This window comes from Saccharothrix sp. HUAS TT1 (assembly GCF_040744945.1).
GTDB lineage: Bacteria > Actinomycetota > Actinomycetes > Mycobacteriales > Pseudonocardiaceae > Actinosynnema.
The window spans coordinates 1,558,765-1,576,127 of sequence record NZ_CP160453.1 but is presented as its reverse complement, the minus strand read 5'-3'; the positions used below and the strand labels follow the sequence as shown (position 1 = coordinate 1,576,127).

Annotated in this window: 13 protein-coding genes; 6 read left to right on the top strand and 7 right to left on the bottom strand. The window is 72.0% G+C overall.

Annotation, left to right across the window (positions count from 1 at the left end; translation table 11 throughout):
• Positions 1-80: 80 nt before the first annotated feature.
• Entirely contained in the window at positions 81-1,385 is a 1,305-nt protein-coding gene (locus tag AB0F89_RS07700) for an amidohydrolase family protein (protein WP_367133988.1), read from the top strand.
• A 4-nt stretch (positions 1,386-1,389) separates the two neighbouring features.
• Here the strand turns inward: AB0F89_RS07700 and AB0F89_RS07695 are convergent, their stop codons facing one another.
• From AB0F89_RS07695 to AB0F89_RS07685, 3 genes are all read right to left on the bottom strand, one after another.
• Complete coding sequence (locus AB0F89_RS07695; protein WP_367133986.1) at positions 1,390-2,079, bottom strand: SDR family oxidoreductase; 690 nt, start codon at positions 2,077-2,079, stop codon at positions 1,390-1,392.
• A 150-nt stretch (positions 2,080-2,229) separates the two neighbouring features.
• Positions 2,230-4,317 (bottom strand): PhoX family phosphatase, encoded by a 2,088-nt coding sequence (locus tag AB0F89_RS07690; RefSeq protein WP_367133984.1) that lies wholly within the window; start codon positions 4,315-4,317, stop codon positions 2,230-2,232.
• A gap of 170 nt (positions 4,318-4,487) precedes the next feature.
• Positions 4,488-6,515: a PhoX family phosphatase gene (locus AB0F89_RS07685; protein ID WP_367133983.1), complete on the bottom strand. Its 2,028-nt coding sequence runs from the start codon at positions 6,513-6,515 to the stop codon at positions 4,488-4,490.
• A gap of 165 nt (positions 6,516-6,680) precedes the next feature.
• Here AB0F89_RS07685 and AB0F89_RS07680 point away from each other — a divergent pair, with 165 nt between their 5' ends.
• Positions 6,681-7,316 (top strand): HAD family hydrolase, encoded by a 636-nt coding sequence (locus tag AB0F89_RS07680; protein WP_367133981.1) that lies wholly within the window; start codon positions 6,681-6,683, stop codon positions 7,314-7,316.
• A gap of 10 nt (positions 7,317-7,326) precedes the next feature.
• Entirely contained in the window at positions 7,327-8,055 is a 729-nt protein-coding gene (locus AB0F89_RS07675) for an SDR family NAD(P)-dependent oxidoreductase (RefSeq protein ID WP_367133979.1), read from the top strand.
• A 62-nt stretch (positions 8,056-8,117) separates the two neighbouring features.
• Here the strand turns inward: AB0F89_RS07675 and AB0F89_RS07670 are convergent, their stop codons facing one another.
• Entirely contained in the window at positions 8,118-9,209 is a 1,092-nt protein-coding gene (locus tag AB0F89_RS07670) for an inositol-3-phosphate synthase (RefSeq protein WP_367133977.1), read from the bottom strand.
• A gap of 40 nt (positions 9,210-9,249) precedes the next feature.
• The gene (locus tag AB0F89_RS07665) at positions 9,250-9,795 is read right to left on the bottom strand and encodes a PadR family transcriptional regulator (protein WP_141979900.1); all 546 of its coding nucleotides are present in this window, start codon (positions 9,793-9,795) and stop codon (positions 9,250-9,252) included.
• A gap of 166 nt (positions 9,796-9,961) precedes the next feature.
• Between AB0F89_RS07665 and AB0F89_RS07660 the strand changes: the two genes are divergently transcribed.
• The 3 genes from AB0F89_RS07660 to AB0F89_RS07650 all read left to right on the top strand — a co-directional run bounded on the left by AB0F89_RS07660 (position 9,962) and on the right by AB0F89_RS07650 (position 15,037).
• Complete coding sequence (locus AB0F89_RS07660) at positions 9,962-10,366, top strand: DUF5318 domain-containing protein (protein ID WP_367133975.1); 405 nt, start codon at positions 9,962-9,964, stop codon at positions 10,364-10,366.
• 93 nt (positions 10,367-10,459) lie between these two features.
• A complete protein-coding gene (locus tag AB0F89_RS07655; protein ID WP_367133973.1) occupies positions 10,460-13,345 on the top strand; it encodes a transglycosylase domain-containing protein in 2,886 nt (961 codons plus the stop codon).
• 123 nt (positions 13,346-13,468) lie between these two features.
• The gene (locus AB0F89_RS07650; protein WP_367133971.1) at positions 13,469-15,037 is read left to right on the top strand and encodes a glycosyltransferase family 87 protein; all 1,569 of its coding nucleotides are present in this window, start codon (positions 13,469-13,471) and stop codon (positions 15,035-15,037) included.
• A 54-nt stretch (positions 15,038-15,091) separates the two neighbouring features.
• On the opposite strand, the gene AB0F89_RS07645 is transcribed toward AB0F89_RS07650, so the two are convergent.
• Positions 15,092-16,495, bottom strand: coding sequence for a glycosyltransferase family 87 protein (locus AB0F89_RS07645; protein ID WP_367133969.1), 1,404 nt, complete (start codon positions 16,493-16,495; stop codon positions 15,092-15,094).
• Positions 16,492-17,262 carry a deoxyribonuclease IV gene (locus tag AB0F89_RS07640; protein WP_367133967.1) on the bottom strand — a complete coding sequence of 257 codons (771 nt, stop codon included), beginning with the start codon at positions 17,260-17,262 and terminating at the stop codon, positions 16,492-16,494. Before AB0F89_RS07640 ends, AB0F89_RS07645 begins: the two co-directional genes overlap by 4 nt.
• Between the last annotated feature and the right edge of the window lie 101 nt (positions 17,263-17,363).

The window sequence follows — 17,363 nt, the reverse complement described above, 5'->3', positions numbered from 1 at the left end:
AAACCCTCTTTTCGGGTTACCGCGCGACGCGGCGCCTCCACGTCGGGTGTAGCTCGATCGAGTGGGGCAGGATCAGGGCCATGTCGCTGCGCCTGCACGCCCCCGTCGTCCTGCCCTGCGATCCCGAGTGCACCGTCCTGCGCGACGCCGTCGTCGACGTCGTCGACGGCCGGGTCGCGCACGTCGGCCCGGCGGCCGACGCGCCGGAGTTCACCGGCGAGGTGCGCCGGTTGACCGGCATCCTGCTGCCCGGCCTGGTGAACACCCACGCGCACAGCCCCATGGTGCTGCTGCGCGGCATGGGCGGCGACCTGCCGCTGCTGCGCTGGCTGCGCGAGGCGATGTGGCCCGCCGAGGCGCGGATGAAGCCCGAGGACATCCGGGTCGGCATGCTGCTGGGCGCGGTCGAGATGCTGCGCAACGGCGTGACCACGAGCGCCGAGATGTACTTCCACGGCGAGCAGCTGGCGGACGCCGTGCTGGCGGCCGGGTCGCGGGTGCTGTTCGGCGCGGCGATCATGGACCTGCCGGGGATGCCGTGGCGGCCGATGACCGACGAGATCACCCGGTGGATCGACGCCGACGGGCTGCGGTTCGGGCCGGACGAGCGGGTCGAGCTGAGCTACGGGCCGCACTCGGCGTACATCCTGTCGCCCGAGGCGCTGGGCGAGGTCGCCGGCGAGGCGCGCGAGCGCGGCGCGCTGCTGCAGGTGCACGTCGCCGAGTCGGTCCAGGAGGACCTGGCGCAGCGGGCGTCGCACGGCTCGGTGCCGCGGTTGCTGGAGCGGGCGGGCGTGCTCGGCGGGCGGGTGCTGTCCGCGCACTCCGTGCACCTGTCGCCGGAGGACGTCGCGATCTACGCGCGGCACCGGGTCGGGATCGCGCACTGCCCCGGTTCGAACACCAAGCTGGCGTCCGGCATCGCGCCGCTGCGGTCCTACCTGGACGCGGGCCTGCCGGTCGGGCTCGGCACCGACGGGCCGGCGTCCAACGACGACCTGGACCTGTTCGAGGAGGCCAGGCTGGCGGCGCTGCTGGCGCGCGTGACGTCGGGCGACGCCACGGCGATGCGCGCGGCGGACGCGTTGCTGCTGGCGACGCGGGGCGGTGCGGCGGCGCTGGGCCGGGACGACCTCGGCGCGCTGGAACCCGGCCGGTGGGGCGACGTGGTGCACGTGGACGTGGACGACCCGGCGTTCGCCACCGGGTTGGACGCGCCGGACGAGCAGGTGCTGGCGAACCTGGTGTGGGCGTCGGGCACCCGGCGGGTCAAGGACGTGTGGGTGGCGGGCAGGCAGGTCGTGGCCGACGGCGAGACCACGAACGTGGACCGGCGCGCGGCGCAGGCGGGCGTGCGCGAGGTGGCGGCCCGGCTGCGCGGCTGACCGCTCACCCGTCGGCGCGCGGCCTCGGCCGGACGACGACCTCGGTGAAGTGGGCGTCGTCGCCGGCGAGCACGGCGGTGGCGACGGCCCGCGCGACGGAGTCCGCGTGCAGGTAGAGGTGCGGCTGGTAGTCGCCGCTCTCCTGCGCGCGGACGCCGCGCTGCATGTCGGTGTCGACGCGGCCGGGGTGGACGGACGTGACGCGGAGGTCCGGCTCCTCGGCGCGCAGGGCGTCGCCGAAGGCCCGCAGGGCGAACTTGCTGGCCGCGTAGACGCCCCAGTCCGGGTTGGCCCGCAGCCCCGCGCCGGAGTTGACCAGCACCACGTGGCCGCGGGTGGCGCGCAGCAGCGGCAGCACCAGCCGGGTCAGCTCGGCGACCGCGACGACGTTCACGTCGAGGGTGCGGCGCCAGACGTCGGCGGTGGCGTCGGCCAGCGGGCCGAGCTCGGCGATGCCGGCGCTGTGCACCAGGACGTCCAGGCGGGTGAGGTCGGCGGTGGCGGCGGCCAGGGCGTCGGCGTCGGTCAGCTCGACCGGCCAGGGCCGGGCGGACCCCAGCGAGCCGGCCAGCTCGGCGAGCGCGCCCTCGTCCCGACCGCCCAGCAGCAGGTCGTGCGTCGGCGCGAGGACGCGGGCCACCGCCGCGCCGATACCGCGCGACGCACCGGTGATCAGGGCGACTGGTCGACTCATGCGACGACCCTAACCGGTGCTCTGAGCGTTCAACTCAGGTGTTCCGAGCGTAGGACTCTCGCGTCCTGAACGTAGGACTCTCGCGTTCCGAGCGTAGGACACGCGAGGGTGTGGAGGGCTCGGCGGTGAGCGCGAGCCCTCCACCTCGGGTCAGCCGCAGATGCGGCCCTTGTCCTTCTTCCACACGGCGACCACGGACGGGCGGGGCTGGCTGGCGCCGCCGTCCGGCCAGTGCGACAGCGGGTTGGCCGCCGAGGCGCCGTCGATCTCACCGGGGTGCTGCACGGCCACCAGCACGAAGTCGTCCTCGATGACCGGGCCGCACGTCTCCGCGCCCCTCGGCACGGTCAGGAACTGCTTCACCCGACCGCGGTACTTCCCCTCGACCGGCACGGCGAACAGGCCGTCGTTGGACTTCAGGGCGTTGCCGTCGGTGGAGATCCACAGGTTGCCCCGGGCGTCGAACGCGACGTTGTCCGGGCACGAGATCGGCGACACCTGGGTCTTGTCGTAGCCGCCGAAGTACGTGTCGGGCGACGACGGGTCGCCGCACACCAGCAGCAGCTTCCAGCTGAACGCCGTCGCGGTGTTGTCGCCGCGGCGCTCCTCCAGCTCCAGCACGTGCCCGTGCCGGTTGTTCGGCCGCGGGTTGGGCTCGGTCGGGCCCTCCTTGCCCGCCTTGCCGCGGTCGGTGTTGTTGGTCAGCGCCGCGTACACCCGGCGGTTGCGCGGGTTCGGCTCGACGTCCTCCGGCCGGTCCATCCGGGTCGCGCCGACCTGGTCCGCGGCGAGCCGGGTGAACACGTAGACCTCTTCGGCGGTGAAGCCGGGCACGAACGACCGGTTGCCCGACGCCAGCCGGATCCACTCGCCGGCGCCGTCGAACTCGCCGTCGGCGGGCAGCTCGCCGGAACCGTCGATCTCGACGACCGGGCTGTCGCCGGTGAACTTCGCGACGTACAGCGTGCCGTTGTCGAGCAGCTTCTTGTTGTGCTCGCGGGCGTGCTTGCTGTTGCCCGGCTTGTACCGCTCGTCGGAGACGAACTTGTACATGTAGTCGAAGCGCTCGTCGTCACCCATGTACGCGACCACGCGGCCGTCGCGGGCGATGATCACGTTCGCGCCCTCGTGCTTGAACCGGCCCAGCGCGGTGTGCTTGACCGGGGTCGAGTCCGGGTCGAGCGGGTCGATCTCGACGACCCAGCCGAACCGGTTGACCTCGTTGGGCTCCTGCGCCACGTCGAACCGCTTGTCGAACCGCTCCCACTTGCGGGTCGACGCCGCGCCGGACAGGCCGTACCGGGCCAGCCGCGCCTTCGCCGCCGGGTCGGTGACCGAACCCGCGTTGGCGAAGTACTGGTTGAAGTTCTCCTCGCCGGACAGGATCGTGCCCCACGGCGTCACGCCGCCGGCGCAGTTGTTCAGCGTCCCCAACACCTTCGTGCCGGTCGGGTCGGCCGACGTCTTCAGGTGCGCCGAGCCCGCGGCCGGGCCGGTGACCCTGAACTCCGACTTCGCGGTGATGCGGCGGTTGTAGTGCCGGTCGAGCCTGGGCTCCAGCTTCCCGCTGCGCCGGTCGCGCTCGACCCGCACCACGGACAGGCCGTGCGCGGCCCACGCGATCTCGGTCTGCTCGCGGGTGGGGTTGTCGGCGTTCCAGTCCTTGAACAGGAACTCCTCGGTGGTGTACTCGTGGTTGGCCACCAGCAGCCACTCGTCGTGCCCGCCGATCGGCACCAGGCCGAGGAAGTCGCAGTTGTAGCCGAACTGCTTCGCCTGCGCCGCCGCCGTCTGCCGGTCGAAGTCGAACGCGGGCGCGCCGGGCAGCACCGGGTCGCCCCACCGCAGCACGACGCCCTGCTCGTAGCCCTCGGGCGCGACCAGGCGGTCCTCGGTGTTGGGCGCGACGGCGGTGAAGTTCAGGCCGTCCTTGCGCCGCCCGCCACCCAGGTCCACGTCGACGTCGACGTCGCGGCCGGGCTTCGCGGCGGCGGAGCCGGCACCGAGCAGCCCGACACCCGCGCCCGCGACGGCGAGCACCGCGCCCGCCTTGAGCAGGCCGCGCCGACGCACCACTTCGCCGACGACGTCACCGAAGTAGGCGTTGCCGGACGTGTTGGGGGCCTCGTGCGCGCAGGCGTCGCCGCAGCGGTACTTGCAGGTGATCGCCGAACGCCCGAGGGGGTGGTTGGGCAGCAGGGGCAGCAGTCGCCGCCCCAGGTCGGTGGACGAGGGCACGCGGACCTCCGAGATCGCTCAGTGGGAACCGGGCGAACCTAAGAGGGCAATTCCTCCTCCAGTGGGCTGCGAGGTGAACGCGGCGCGAACACCTCGCGCGACAACCGTTGCACGGCACCGGATCCCACCGCGCGTGGTCGCCCGGTCGCACCGGGCGACCACACGGGACCTCATTCGCCGATGCGACGCCCTTCGCGCCACACCGCGACGACCGACGGGCGCGGTTGCGAGTCGCCGCCGTCGGGCCAGTGCGAGGCGGGGTTGTCCGCGCTCGCGCCGTCCACCTCGCCGGGGTGCTGCACGCACACCGTCACCACGCGTTCGCCGATCACCGGCCCGCACGTCTCCGCGCCGCGCGGCACGGTCAGGAACGCCTTGAGGTGGCCGCGCCGCGCCCCGGACACCGGCACCGCGTACAGGCCGTCGTTGTTGCCGTCGAGCGCGCCGGCGGAGTCGCTGGAGATCCACAGGTTGCCGTGCCGGTCGAACGCCACGTTGTCCGGGCTGGAGATCGGCGACACGCGGCTCTTGTCGTAGCCCGCGAAGTACGTGTCCGGTGACGCCGGGTCGCCGCACACGAGCATGAGGCCCCACGCGAACGAGAGCGAGAGCGGGTTGCCGCCGCGCTCGGTCAGCTCCAGCACCTGGCCGTGCTTGTTGTTCACCCGCGGGTTCGGCTCGGTCGCGCCCTCCTTGCCCGCCTTGCCGCGGTCGACGTTGTTGCTCAGGGCGCAGTAGACGACGCCGGTGTGCGGGTGGGTCTGGATGTCCTCGGGGCGGTCCATCCTCGTCGCGCCGACCTTGTCCGCCGCGAGCCGGGTGAACACGTAGACCTCTTCGGCGGTCATGCCCGGCACGAACGACCTGTCGCCGGCGGCCAGCGGCACCCACTCGCCGCGGCCGTCGAACCGGCCGTCGGACGGCAGCCGGCCCGAGCCGTCGACCTCGGCGGGCGGGCTGTCGCCGGTGAAGCGGGCGACGTAGAGGGCGCCGTCGTCCAGCAGGGTCATGTTGTGCCTGCGGGCGGCCTTGCTGCCGCCCCGGCGCACCCGGCCGGTGGAGATGAACTTGTAGATGTACTCGAACCGCTCGTCATCGCCCGAGTAGGCGACCACCCGCCCGTCGGCGGCGACGCGGACGTTGGCGCACTCGTGCTTGAACCGGCCCAGCGCGGTGTGCTTGACCGGGGTGGAGTCGGGGTCGTTCGGGTCGAGCTCCACGACCCAGCCGAACCGGTTGACCTCGTTGGGCTCCTGCGCCACGTCGAACCGCTTGTCGAACCGCTCCCACTTGCGGGTCGACGCCCCGCCGGTCACGCCGTAGCGGGCCAGCCGCGGGTCGGCGAGCGCGTCGGCGTTGCCGAAGTAGCCGTGGAAGTTCTCTTCGCCGGACAGGATCGTGCCCCACGGCGTCACGCCGCCGGCGCAGTTGTTCAACGTGCCTAACACCGTCGTGCCGGTCGGGTCGGCTGAGGTCTTGAGCAGGTCCGAGCCCGCGGCCGGACCGGTGACGCGGAACGGCGTGGTGGCCGTGATGCGGCGGTTGTAGCGGGAGAACCGGGTGCGCAGGCGGCCGTTGCGGGCCTGCTCGACCTGCACGACGGACAGGCCGTGCGCGGCCCACGCGATCTCGACCTGCTCGCGGGTGGGGTTCTCCTCGTCGTAGCCGCGGAACATGAACAGCTCGCCGGTGTACTCGTGGTTGGTCACCAGCAGGTTCGTCCGGCCCGCCGCGTCCTGCGGCAGCAGCGCGGCGAAGTCGCAGTTGTAGCCGAACTGGCGGGCCTGCGCGGCGGCGGTCTGGTGGTCGAAGTCGAACGGCGGCGCGTCCGGGAAGAGCGGGTCGCCCCAGCGGATGACGACCTCCTGGTCGAACCCCTCGGGCACGACGACGGCGTCGAGGGTGTTCGGCGCGACGGGTTCGAAGTCCAGGCCGAGCGGGTGCCGACCGGCCGCGCCGGCCTTCCCGGCGACGTCGGCCACGTCGGCTTCATCGGCGCTCGCGCTGCCGGTGACGCCGGCGAGGGCGCCGACGACGACTGCGGCTTTGATCGCCGTGCGCCGGTCGACCAGGTCGTTGAAGTACGGGTTGCCCGAGGTGTTGGGCACGTCGTGGAAGCACGCGTCACCGCAGCGGTACTTGCAGGTGACGGCTGCGCGCTTGGGGGAGTGGTTGGTCAGCAGGGGCAGGTGTTTCACCACTCGGACGCCTCCTACGATCGGTGGGGGACCAACGGACCGTAGGCCGGCGTTCACCTCTTGTTAACCCACTCGTTCCTCTCCGACGAGAATCGCTTCGGCCGGGCGGAGGGGGCGGGGCGACCTGCGCCGCTGAGCGGGTGCGCTCGCACTACGGTCTGGGGTGTGGATGCGGTGGTGTTCGACCTCGACGGCGTGCTGGTGGACTCCGAGCGGATGTGGGACGAGGTGCGGCAGGCGTTCGCGGCCCGGCACGGCGGCGCGTGGCGGCCCGAGGCGACCCGGGCGATGCAGGGCATGAGCACGCCCGAGTGGGCGGCCTACCTGGTCGGCGAGGTCGGCGTCCGGCTGACCCCGGCCGAGGCGGCGGCGGGCGTGATCGGCGAGATGGCCGAGCGCTACGCCGAGGGCCCGCCCGTGCTGCCGGGCGCGGTGCGGGTGGTGCGCGAGGTGGCGTCCCGCTACCCGGTGGCCATCGCCAGCTCCTCGCCGCCGGTGCTGATCAAGTCGTTCCTCGCGGCGACCGACCTGACCGACGTCGTGCCGGTGGCGCTGTCCAGCGAGCAGGCGGGCGCCGGCAAGCCCGCGCCCGACGTCTACCTGCTGGCCGCCGCGAAGCTGGGCGTCGAACCGCCGCACTGCGCCGCCGTGGAGGACTCGACCAACGGCCTGCGCGCCGCCCTGGCCGCCGGGATGACCGTCTACGCCGTCCCCAACCCGCACTTCCCCCCGGACCCGGCGGTGTTGGAGCAGGTCACGGTGTTGCACGACCTCTCGGACCTGCCCGCCGCCCTGCCCTAGCCTCGCGCTCATGCAACGACGAGTAGCGGTGGTCACGGGCGCGGCGCGGGGGATCGGGGCGCGGGTGGCCGAGGTGTTGCGCGCGGACGGGTACGAGGTGGTCGGGTTCGACCTCGTGGAGACGCCGGGCGGGGTGGTCGGGGACGTGTCGTCGCCCGAGGACGTGGCGCGGGTGGCCGAGCGGGTCGCGGGGCGGGTGGACGTGCTGGTCAACAACGCCGGGATCAGCGGGATCGCGGCGTTCGAGGAGACGTCCCTGGAGCAGTGGCAGCGGCTGCTGGCGGTCAACCTGACCGGGCCGTTCCTGCTCACGCAGGCGCTCGGGCGGGTGATGCTCGGCGCGGGCGCGGGGTCGGTGGTGAACATCGCGTCCGTGGCCGGGCTGCGCGGCGTGGCGGACCGGGCCGCCTACAACACCAGCAAGCACGGGCTGATCGGGATGACCCGCACGCTCGCGGTGGAGTGGGGCGGGCGCGGGGTCCGGGTCAACGCGGTGTGCCCCGGCTGGGTGAAGACGGGGATGGACGTCGAGGACCAGGCCGGCGGGAACTACGACGACGCCGACATCGCCGACCACGTGCCGATGGGCCGGTTCGCCGCGCCCGACGACATCGCCCAGGCCGTCGCCTTCCTGGCCGACCCCGCCCGCAGCGGCTTCGTCAACGGGGTCGCGCTGCCGGTGGACGGCGGGTGGACGGCCGACGGCTCGTGGCAGTCGCTGCGGCTGTCGAAGCGCTGAACCGCGACACCCCCGCACCCGGCGGCACGAGCCGGGTGCGGGGGCACGTCACCTGAACGGGGTCAGCGCTCCACGTCGCCGCGGATGAACGCCTCGACCGCCTCGTGCGCCGCGGAGTCCGAGTACTGCTCCGGCGGGGACTTCATGAAGTACGAGGACGCGGACAGGATCGGGCCGCCGATGCCCCGGTCCAGCGCGATCTTCGCGGCGCGCACCGCGTCGATGATGATGCCCGCCGAGTTCGGCGAGTCCCACACCTCCAGCTTGTACTCCAGGTTCAGCGGCACGTCGCCGAACGCCCGGCCCTCCAGCCGCACGTACGCCCACTTGCGGTCGTCCAGCCACGGCACGTAGTCGGACGGGCCGATGTGCACGTTGCGCTTGCCGAGGTCGCGGTCGACCTGAGAGGTCACCGCCTGCGTCTTGGAGACCTTCTTGGACTCCAGCCGCTCCAGCTCCTTCATGTTCAGGAAGTCCATGTTCCCGCCCACGTTGAGCTGCATGGTCCGGTCGAGCTGGACGCCGCGGTCCTCGAACAGCTTGGCCAGCACGCGGTGCGTGATGGTGGCGCCGACCTGCGACTTGATGTCGTCGCCGACGATCGGCACGCCGGCCGCGCGGAACTTCTCCGCCCACACCGGGTCGGAGGCGATGAACACCGGCAGCGCGTTGACGAACGCCACACCGGCGTCGATGGCGGCCTGCGCGTAGAAGCGGTCGGCCTCCTCCGAGCCGACGGGCAGGTACGACACCAGCACGTCGACCTCGGCGTCGCGCAGCGCCTGCGCCACGTCGACCGGCTGCTCGTCGGACTCCTCGACGGTCTCCCGGTAGAACCGGCCGAGCCCGTCGAGGGTGTGCCCGCGCTGCACGACGACGCCGAGCGGCGGCACGTCGGCGATCTTGATCGTGTTGTTCTCGCTCGCCCCGATGGCCTCGGACAGGTCCGTGCCGACCTTCTTGGCGTCGACGTCGAACGCGGCGACGAACTCGACGTCGCGGACGTGGTAGTCGCCGAACCGGACGTGCATCAGACCGGGCACGCGGGTGCTCGGGTCGGCGTCGCGGTAGTAGTGGACGCCCTGCACCAGCGACGCCGCGCAGTTGCCGACCCCGACAATGGCCACTCGAACGGTGCGGCGGTTGTCGCCCATGCCGAGTCCTCCTTGGTTTCTTTCCGTGCTGATTCGGGGGTTATTGGTCCCGCTCGCGCTGCTCGGCCTGCTCGTGGGCGATCAGCTCGTTCAACCACCGCACCTCGCGCTCGGTGCTCTCCAACCCGAGCCGGTGCAGCTCCCGGGTGTACCGGTCGATGCGCTCGCTGGTGGCCGATAACGAGGTGCGCAGCCCTTCACGGCGCTCCTCGACGCGGCGCCTGCGGCCTTCGAGGATGCGCATCCTGATCTCGGCGGGGGTGCGGGAGAAGAACGCCAGGTGGACGCCGAACGAGTCGTCGTCCCACGTCTGGGGGCCGGCGTTGGCCAGCAGTTCGGCGAACCTCTCCTTGCCCTCGGCGGTGAGCTTGTAGACCTTGCGCGCCCGTCGGCCCCAGCGGGCCGAGTCGTCCTCGGGCACTTCCTCGACGATGAGGCCACCGCGTTGCAACTTGCGCAACGTGGGGTACAGCGTCCCGTACGAGAACGCGCGGAACGCCCCCAACAACTCGTGCAAGCGCTTGCGCAGCTCATAGCCGTGCATGGGCGCTTCGTGCAGCAGGCCGAGCACTGCGAACTCCAGCACGGAGCACCTCCTCGCTCAGGTGAGCCGATGGGTGTGGTGAGTATATCGGCCCGATACATCCACGCGGGCCCTCACGGTGTCGCGTGGCCCACAGCCGCGCCTGCCTTCGGCCTACTGCCCTGAACGGCCCATCACCGGGGTTGGGGCGGCACGTACTCTGGTCGTCGTGTCGACCCAACGCCAGGTCGTGGACTACGCCTTGCAGCGCCGTGCGCTGCTGGCGGAGGTCTACGCGGGCCGCGTGGGCACGATGGAGGTCTGCGACGCCGGCCCGTACCTGCTGCGGGCCGCGAAGTTCCACGGCCGTCCGAGCGAGGTGACCTGCCCGGTCTGCCGGAAGGAACCGCTCACCCTCGTGTCCTGGGTCTACGGCGACGAGCTCAAGCACGCGGCCGGGTCCGCGCGCACCGCCGACGAGCTGGCCCGCATGGCGACCCTCTTCGAGGAGTTCACCGTGCACGTGGTCGAAGTTTGCCGCACATGTAGTTGGAACCACCTGGTGCAGTCATACGTCCTGGGAACGCGTGGCCTGAACTCTCGGAAGCCACGCAGGAGGACCGCGGCGGAGTGAACCGCTCCGACCACGGGCGCCGCTCCGGCGAGGAGCAGCGGCGTACGACCACCGAACCGCGTGCGACTGCACGCCGGTCTGGGAGGCCATTTCGTGAACGACCAGCATGACGACAGGCATCGTGGCGCGGAGCCGCAGTGGCCGACCGGGGAGGACCCGGACGGCGGCGGTCACCCACCTCGCCACGGCGCCGGGGATCAGCCGGAGCGTCCGAACACCCCGCCAGGTGGCTTCGGGCGTGCTCCCATCGACGGCCCCGGAGCCAGGCACGGCACCCCGCCGGGCGGTTTCGCCCGGCCGGGCACGCCCCCGGGCGGCTTCCCCCAGGCCGGGGGACCCCCTCCCGGCGGCGTCCCCCGCGGCGGCCCGCCCCCGCGCCGGATGGTCGGCCCCAACGGCCCCGTCCCGCCCGGACCCCAAGGCGGTCCCGTCCCCGGCAGGCCGGGTCCGAACGGTCCCGGCGCGCGCCCGGACGGCCTCGGCGGCCCGGCGGCGGCGGGCAGCGCTCCCGGCGGTCCGCCCCAGCGACCCGGCACCCCGCCCGGCGGCGTGCGCCGTCCGGGCGCGCCCGGCGGCCCGGTGCCGCCCGGCGGACGCCCACCCGCGGCGGGCCCCGGCGGTCCGCGCAGGCCGGCGGGCCAGGGTCCCCAGCGGCAGCCCGGCGAGGAGCCGACGGACCTGCTGCAACCCGTCTACCAGACCACGCCGCGCGAGCCGGAACTGCTCACCCACCGCGAGGACGAGGTCGAGCTGGAGCCGTTCTACGACGACGAGTACGACGAGGAGCTGACCGAACAGGAGGCCCGCGTCGTGCGCAAGAAGAAGGTCTGGCGCCGCGTGCGCCGCTCGACCTACGTCGCCTTCGGCGCCATGCTGCTGGCCCCCGTCGTCGCGTTCGCCGTCGCCTACCAGGTGGTGGAGGTGCCGAACCCCGAGGTCGTCGCGGCCGAGCAGGGCAAGGCCATCACCATCCTCTACGCCGACGGCTCGGAGATGACCAAGATCGCCTCCGGCGACGCGAACCGCACCCTGGTCAAGTACGAGGACCTGCCGGAGTCCATCAAGCACGCCGTGATGGCCGCCGAGGACCCGACGTTCGAGACCAACGTCGGCTTCGACCTGACCGCCATCGCCCGAGCCGCGTACTACCAGCTCAAGGGCGAGCAGAGCGGTGGCTCCGGGCTGACGCAGCAGTACGTCAAGGAGGCCACCGACCAGGCCGACATGACGTTGACGCGCAAGTTCACCGAGGCCGTCACCGCCTACAAGATGTCCCAGCAGCAGGACAAGAAGGACATCCTGACCGCGTACCTGAACACGATCTACTTCGGCAAGGGCGCCTACGGCATCAAGACCGCGGTCAAGGCGTACTTCGGGCTGGACGACCTGAAGGCGCTGACGTACTCGCAGGCCGCCCTGCTGGCCGGCATGGCCCAGAACCCGGGCCGGTCCGAGCAGCCCGCGTACCTGCAAGAGCGCTGGAACTACGTGATGGACCAGATGCTCGAGTACAAGTGGATCGACCAGGCGTACCGCACCGCCGAGCCGTTCCCGGCGCCGATCGAGCAGGTGGACCAGTCCGGCCTCAGCGGCGGTCGCCTGCACATCAAGCAGCAGGTCATGCAGGAGATGGCCCGGCTGGAGTGGGACGTGGAGCGGCTGCAGAAGATCGGCGGCACCGTCTACACCACCATCGACCCGGTGATGCAGACGGCGGCCGAGGAGTCGGTGGCCGAGGTGCTGAAGGGCCAGCCGGAGGGGCTGAAGTCCTCGCTCACCGCGATCGACCCGAACAGCGGCGCGGTCAAGGTGTACTACGCCGGTGACGAGGGGACGGGCCTGGACTACGCGCGCGGCACGCTCCAGGAGGCGGGCTCGTCGTTCAAGCCGTTCGACCTGGTGGCCGCCCTCAAGGCGGGCAAGGGCCTCGGCTCGACCTACGACGGCCGGTCGCCCAAGACGTTCAACAACGTCGGCGACCAGCCCATCACCATCCGCAACGCGTCGGACCCCCGCAACGAGTGCGGCGAGGAGTGCCCGATCCGCGACGCCATGGAGATGTCGCTGAACACCGTGTTCTACGAGCTGGTCCTGGAGATCGGCACCCAGCCGGTCGCGGACGCGGCGTTCGCGGCGGGCATCCCGAGGACCGTCGAGCTGGACGGCGTCGAGAAGAAGCTGCTGGTCAACCCCGACACGGGTGGCCCGCCGAACGCCGGTATCGCGATCGGCGGCGGTGAGGCGCAGGTGCGGCCGTTCGACATGGCCTCCGCCTACGCCTCGTTCGCCGCGCGCGGCGTCTACCACGAGCCGTTCTTCATCTCGAAGATCACCAACACCGAGGGCAAGGCGATCCACCAGCACGTCGACCAGACGCGCCCCGCCTTCGACCCGGACCCGACGACGAGCCGGAACATCGCCGACAACGTCACCGAGTCGCTGAAGCCGGTCCTGACGTACTCCAAGATCCCGTGCACGGGCCGCGAGTGCGCCGGCAAGACCGGCACGCACGAGCTCCCGGGCAGCACCGGGCAGAACTCGAAGGCGTGGATGGTCGGCTACACGCCGTCGCTGTCGGCCTCGGTGTGGATGGGTCGCAACGCGGGCAACGAGCCGCTGCAGGACGCCAAGGGCAACCCGATCTTCGGTGGTGGCCTGCCGGGCCAGATCTGGAAGAGGTTCATGGACCGGGCGCTGGCCGGCACCCCCGCGGAGACCTTCCCCAAGGCCGTCCCGATGGGCCAGTACAACAAGCCGGTCAAGACGACGACCGCGACGACCACCACGACCACGACCAAGCGGGACGAGGAAGACCGCCCGACCACCACGGAGCAGCGCGAGACGACGACCGCGACGACCACCACGACGCGCCCCACGCGGCCGTGCCAGGGTCCGCTCTGCCCGACCAACCCGAGCACCACCACCGAGGACAAGCCCGACCCGATCGGCGGCGGCAACGGCGGTCCGCCGACCGGCTAGCACCGGTCGCCCCCGAAGGGCCCGGCTCCGGCGTCGCGCCGGGGCCGGGCCCTTCGGTGTTCCGGGCCGGGGTCGACCGGACCTCACAGCTGCTGTTGACCGGTGCCCGTAGCATCCGTGCCCGTGGCCAGCCCTTCGCAGCACCCGCAGGCGAACGCCGACGACGTGGACTCGCTCGGTCCGGACGAGCGGGTCAACCCGACCTGGACCGAACCGCTGGCGCGGGGTGCCAGCAAGCCCATCGGCGGCCCCGTCGGCAGGCACGCGTCGGTCGGTCGGCACTGGTTCTGGACGCCGCTGCGCGTGGTGCTGCTGTTCGCGGTCGTGACGCTGGCGCTGTCGTGGTTCCAGAAGTCGCCGTGCATCCAGCAGTACACCGACTCCAACGGCGTGCTGCAGCTGGACTGGCGGGGCAGCAAGCAGTTCACCGCGATGTGCTACTCCGACACCGTGCCGCTGTACACGGCGGAGCGGTTGGACAAGCCGGACACGTTCCCCTACAAGACGTCGTGGGTGGACGACGAGGGCAAGCCGACGGCGCACGTGCGGTACATGGAGTACCCGGTGCTGACGGGCATGTTCCAGCTGCTCAACGCGCGCATGGCGCAGGGCTGGTCGGCGATCGCCGCGTCCGGGTGGCTGCCGAACCCGATGACGGTGATCGTGTACTTCAACATCACCGCGCTGTGGCTGGCGCTGGCGTGGCTGGTGACCGCGTACGCGGTGGCGCAGCTGGCCAGGCGGCGGCCGTACGACGCGGTGCTGGTGGCGGTGTCGCCGCTGGTCGTCGTGCACGCGTTCACCAACTTCGACACGCTGGCCACGGCGTTCGCGACGGCGGGGATGCTCGCGTGGGCGCGCAAGAAGCCGGTGCTGGCGGGCGTGCTGCTGGGGTTGGGCGGCGCGGCCAAGCTGTACCCCCTGTTCCTGCTCGGGCCGTTGCTGCTGCTGTGCTGGCGGTCGGACCGCATCCGGGCCGGGTTGACCACGCTGGGCGCGACGCTGGCGACGTGGGCGCTGGTGAACGCGCCGATCGCGCTGCTGTACCCGGACGGCTGGCGCGAGTTCTTCCGGTTGAACACCGAGCGCGGCGTCGACCCGGACTCGCTGTACAACGTGGTCGCGCAGTGGACCGGCTGGCCCGGCTTCGACCCGGGGCTGGCCCACGGCGAGGCGCCTGAGGTGTTGAACGCGGTCAGCGCCGTGCTGTTCCTGGTGTGCTGCGCGGCGATCGGGTTCGTCGCCATGTCCGCGCCGCGCCGGCCGAGGTTCGCGCAGCTGGCGTTCCTCGTGGTGGCCGCGTTCCTGCTGACCAACAAGGTGTGGAGCCCGCAGTACTCGCTGTGGCTGGTGCCGCTGGCGGTGCTGGCGCTGCCGCGGTGGAAGCTGCTGCTGGCGTGGATGACGGTGGACGCGCTGGTCTGGGCGCCGCGGATGTTCTTCTACCTGGGCGAGGAGAACAAGGGCCTGCCGATCGACTGGTTCCTGGGCGCGGTGGTGGCCCGGGACATCGCGGTGGTCGTGCTGTGCGTGCTCATCGTCCGCGAGATCTACCGGCCGGAGCTGGACAAGGTGCGGCAGGCGGGCGACGACGACCCGTGCGGCGGCTTCATCGACGGCGCGCCGGACCGGTACGTGCTGCGGTTCGGCCGGCGGGAGAAGCCGGTCGCCGCCGCCGCCCCGGCGGACTGACGGCGAGCGGCGCCCTCGCCCCGGGTCGAGCCACGCGCGCTCGACCCGGCGGGGTCAGGACGCCTCGGCGGGCGCCGGCCGGCGGGTGGGCTCGCGGTCGGTGAAGGTGACCTCGGAGCGCAGGAAGACCAGGAACAGGGCCACCAGCAGCGCCGCCCGGCCCCACACGCCGATCACCACGGCCTGCGCCGAGAACCCGTCGTAGATGCCGGACGGCTCGCCGAACTCGATCGCGTAGTACCAGCGGAAGATGCCGACGCCCATGGCGAAGTCGGCCGCGAAGTACGCCGCCACCCAGCCCCAGTTCACCCGCAGCAGCACGAACATCGGCACCAGCCACAGCGTGTACTGCGGCGAGTGCACCTTGTGCAGCAGCAGGAAGCCGCACAGCATCGCCGCCGACACCGGCACCCACGGGTAGCTGCCCTCGCGCAGGTACCGCCGCCACCCGATCCAGCACGCCAGCCCGAACGACGCCAGCATGCCGACCGGCGACAGCACGCCGACCAGCGACTGCATCGCGCCGTCCGCCATGAACGGCCGCATCGACCAGAACCAGATCGAGTTCGTGGTGATGTCCACCCGGCGCAGGCCCTGGAACGCGAACGACGCCTTCCAGCCCTCCGCCCCGGCGATCACGAACGGCAGGTTGACCAGCACCACCGTGACCACGGACGCCACCGCGACCTTCACCGCGCCCGCGAAGTCGTACCGCACCCCGCGCGGCAGCCACCGGCCGCCCGGACCGCCGGTCAGCACGTACAGGCACAGCGGCAGCACGAAGATCGCCGGGTAGATCTTGAACGCGAACCCCAGGCCGAGCAGCACCGACGCGGCCACCGCGCGGTGCGCCAGAGGCCGCTCGCGCCGTCCCCAGCCGCGGTGCACCACGTACACCGCCGCCACCGCGCAGAACACGACCGGCAGGTCCCAGTTGTGGAACGCGTAGAGCACCATCGGCGGGCCGAGCGCCCAGATCAGCGCCCGCCACCGGCTCAGCTTGCCCAGCAGCCACCCGGTGGCCAGCCCGAACGGCGCCATCAGCAGCGCCGAGAACAGCAGGAACGCGGCGTCGGTGTGGGCGAAGATCGCGCCCGCCCAGATCAGCAGGCCGGTCAGCACCGGGTACTCGACCACGCCGCCGATCAGCACGCCCTTGCTGTTGATGCTGCCGTGCACGTACGGGAACACGTGCCGGTCCACGTCCCGGCCGATCCACAGGTGCTGGATGTCCGAGTAGCAGACCTCGGCCTTGTTGCGCTCCTCGTAGTCCGGCGCGCTGCGGCCCCACTGGTCGAACTCGGGACCGGTGCACCGGTCCTTGTTCAGGAAGCCGGCGAACATCGTCAGCCCGCACAGGAGGACGACCGCGGCGAGCGCGACCCGACCGAACCGCGGCAGCCGCGACCCGGCGTCCGCGCGCTCCGGCACGGTCACCACCTCCCGTGTCGCCCTCATCGGCCCAGGTGCTCGCGGAGGAACGCGATGTCCTCCGCTTGCCCTTCGTCCGGTGTCTCGACCAGCACCGGGCAGCCCGCCGCGGCGGCGACCGCGACCAGCTGCCCCGGGTCGATCGTGCCGGACGCGATGTTGGCGTGCCGATCGCGCGCGGAGCCGAACGGGTCGCGCGAGCTGTTCAGGTGGACCAGGTCGATCCGGCCGGTGATGGCCCTGACCCGGTCCACGATGCCGACCAGGTCCTCGCCGGAGGCGAACGCGTGGCAGGTGTCCAGGCAGAACCCGGCGTCGAACTCGCCGACCGCGTCCCACAGCCTGCCGAGCATGTCGAACGTCCGGGCCATGGCGTTCTCGCCGCCCGCGGTGTTCTCGATCAGGATCGGGACCGCGAAACCGCCGCTCCCGGCCTGCCGCTCGAACATCTTCCGCCAGTTCGCGATGCCGTCGCCCGGGTCCTCGCCCTTGGCGACGTGCCCGCCGTGCACGATCAGGCCCTTGGCGCCGACCTTCGCCGCCGCGTCGGCGTGCTGGAGCACGATCTTGCGGGACGGGATGCGGATGCGGTTGTTGAGCGACGCGACGTTGGCCAGGTAGGGCGCGTGGACGAAGACGTCCAGGTCGGAGGCCAGCAACCCGTCGGTCTGCGGGTGCGGCTTCGGCGCCTTCCAGCCCTGCGGGTCGGCCAGGAAGAACTGCACCACGTCGGCGCCGCGTTCGACGGCGGCGCCGAGCGGGTCTTCGTCGCGGACGTGGGCCCCGATGCGCATGACTGTGGAGGGTAGTCGGGCGCTGCAACGGTCCGCCGACCGCCGCCGATACCAAATTTGTCAGCGAGGAGGGTGGTCGGCGTCACCGCCACGACCTACGC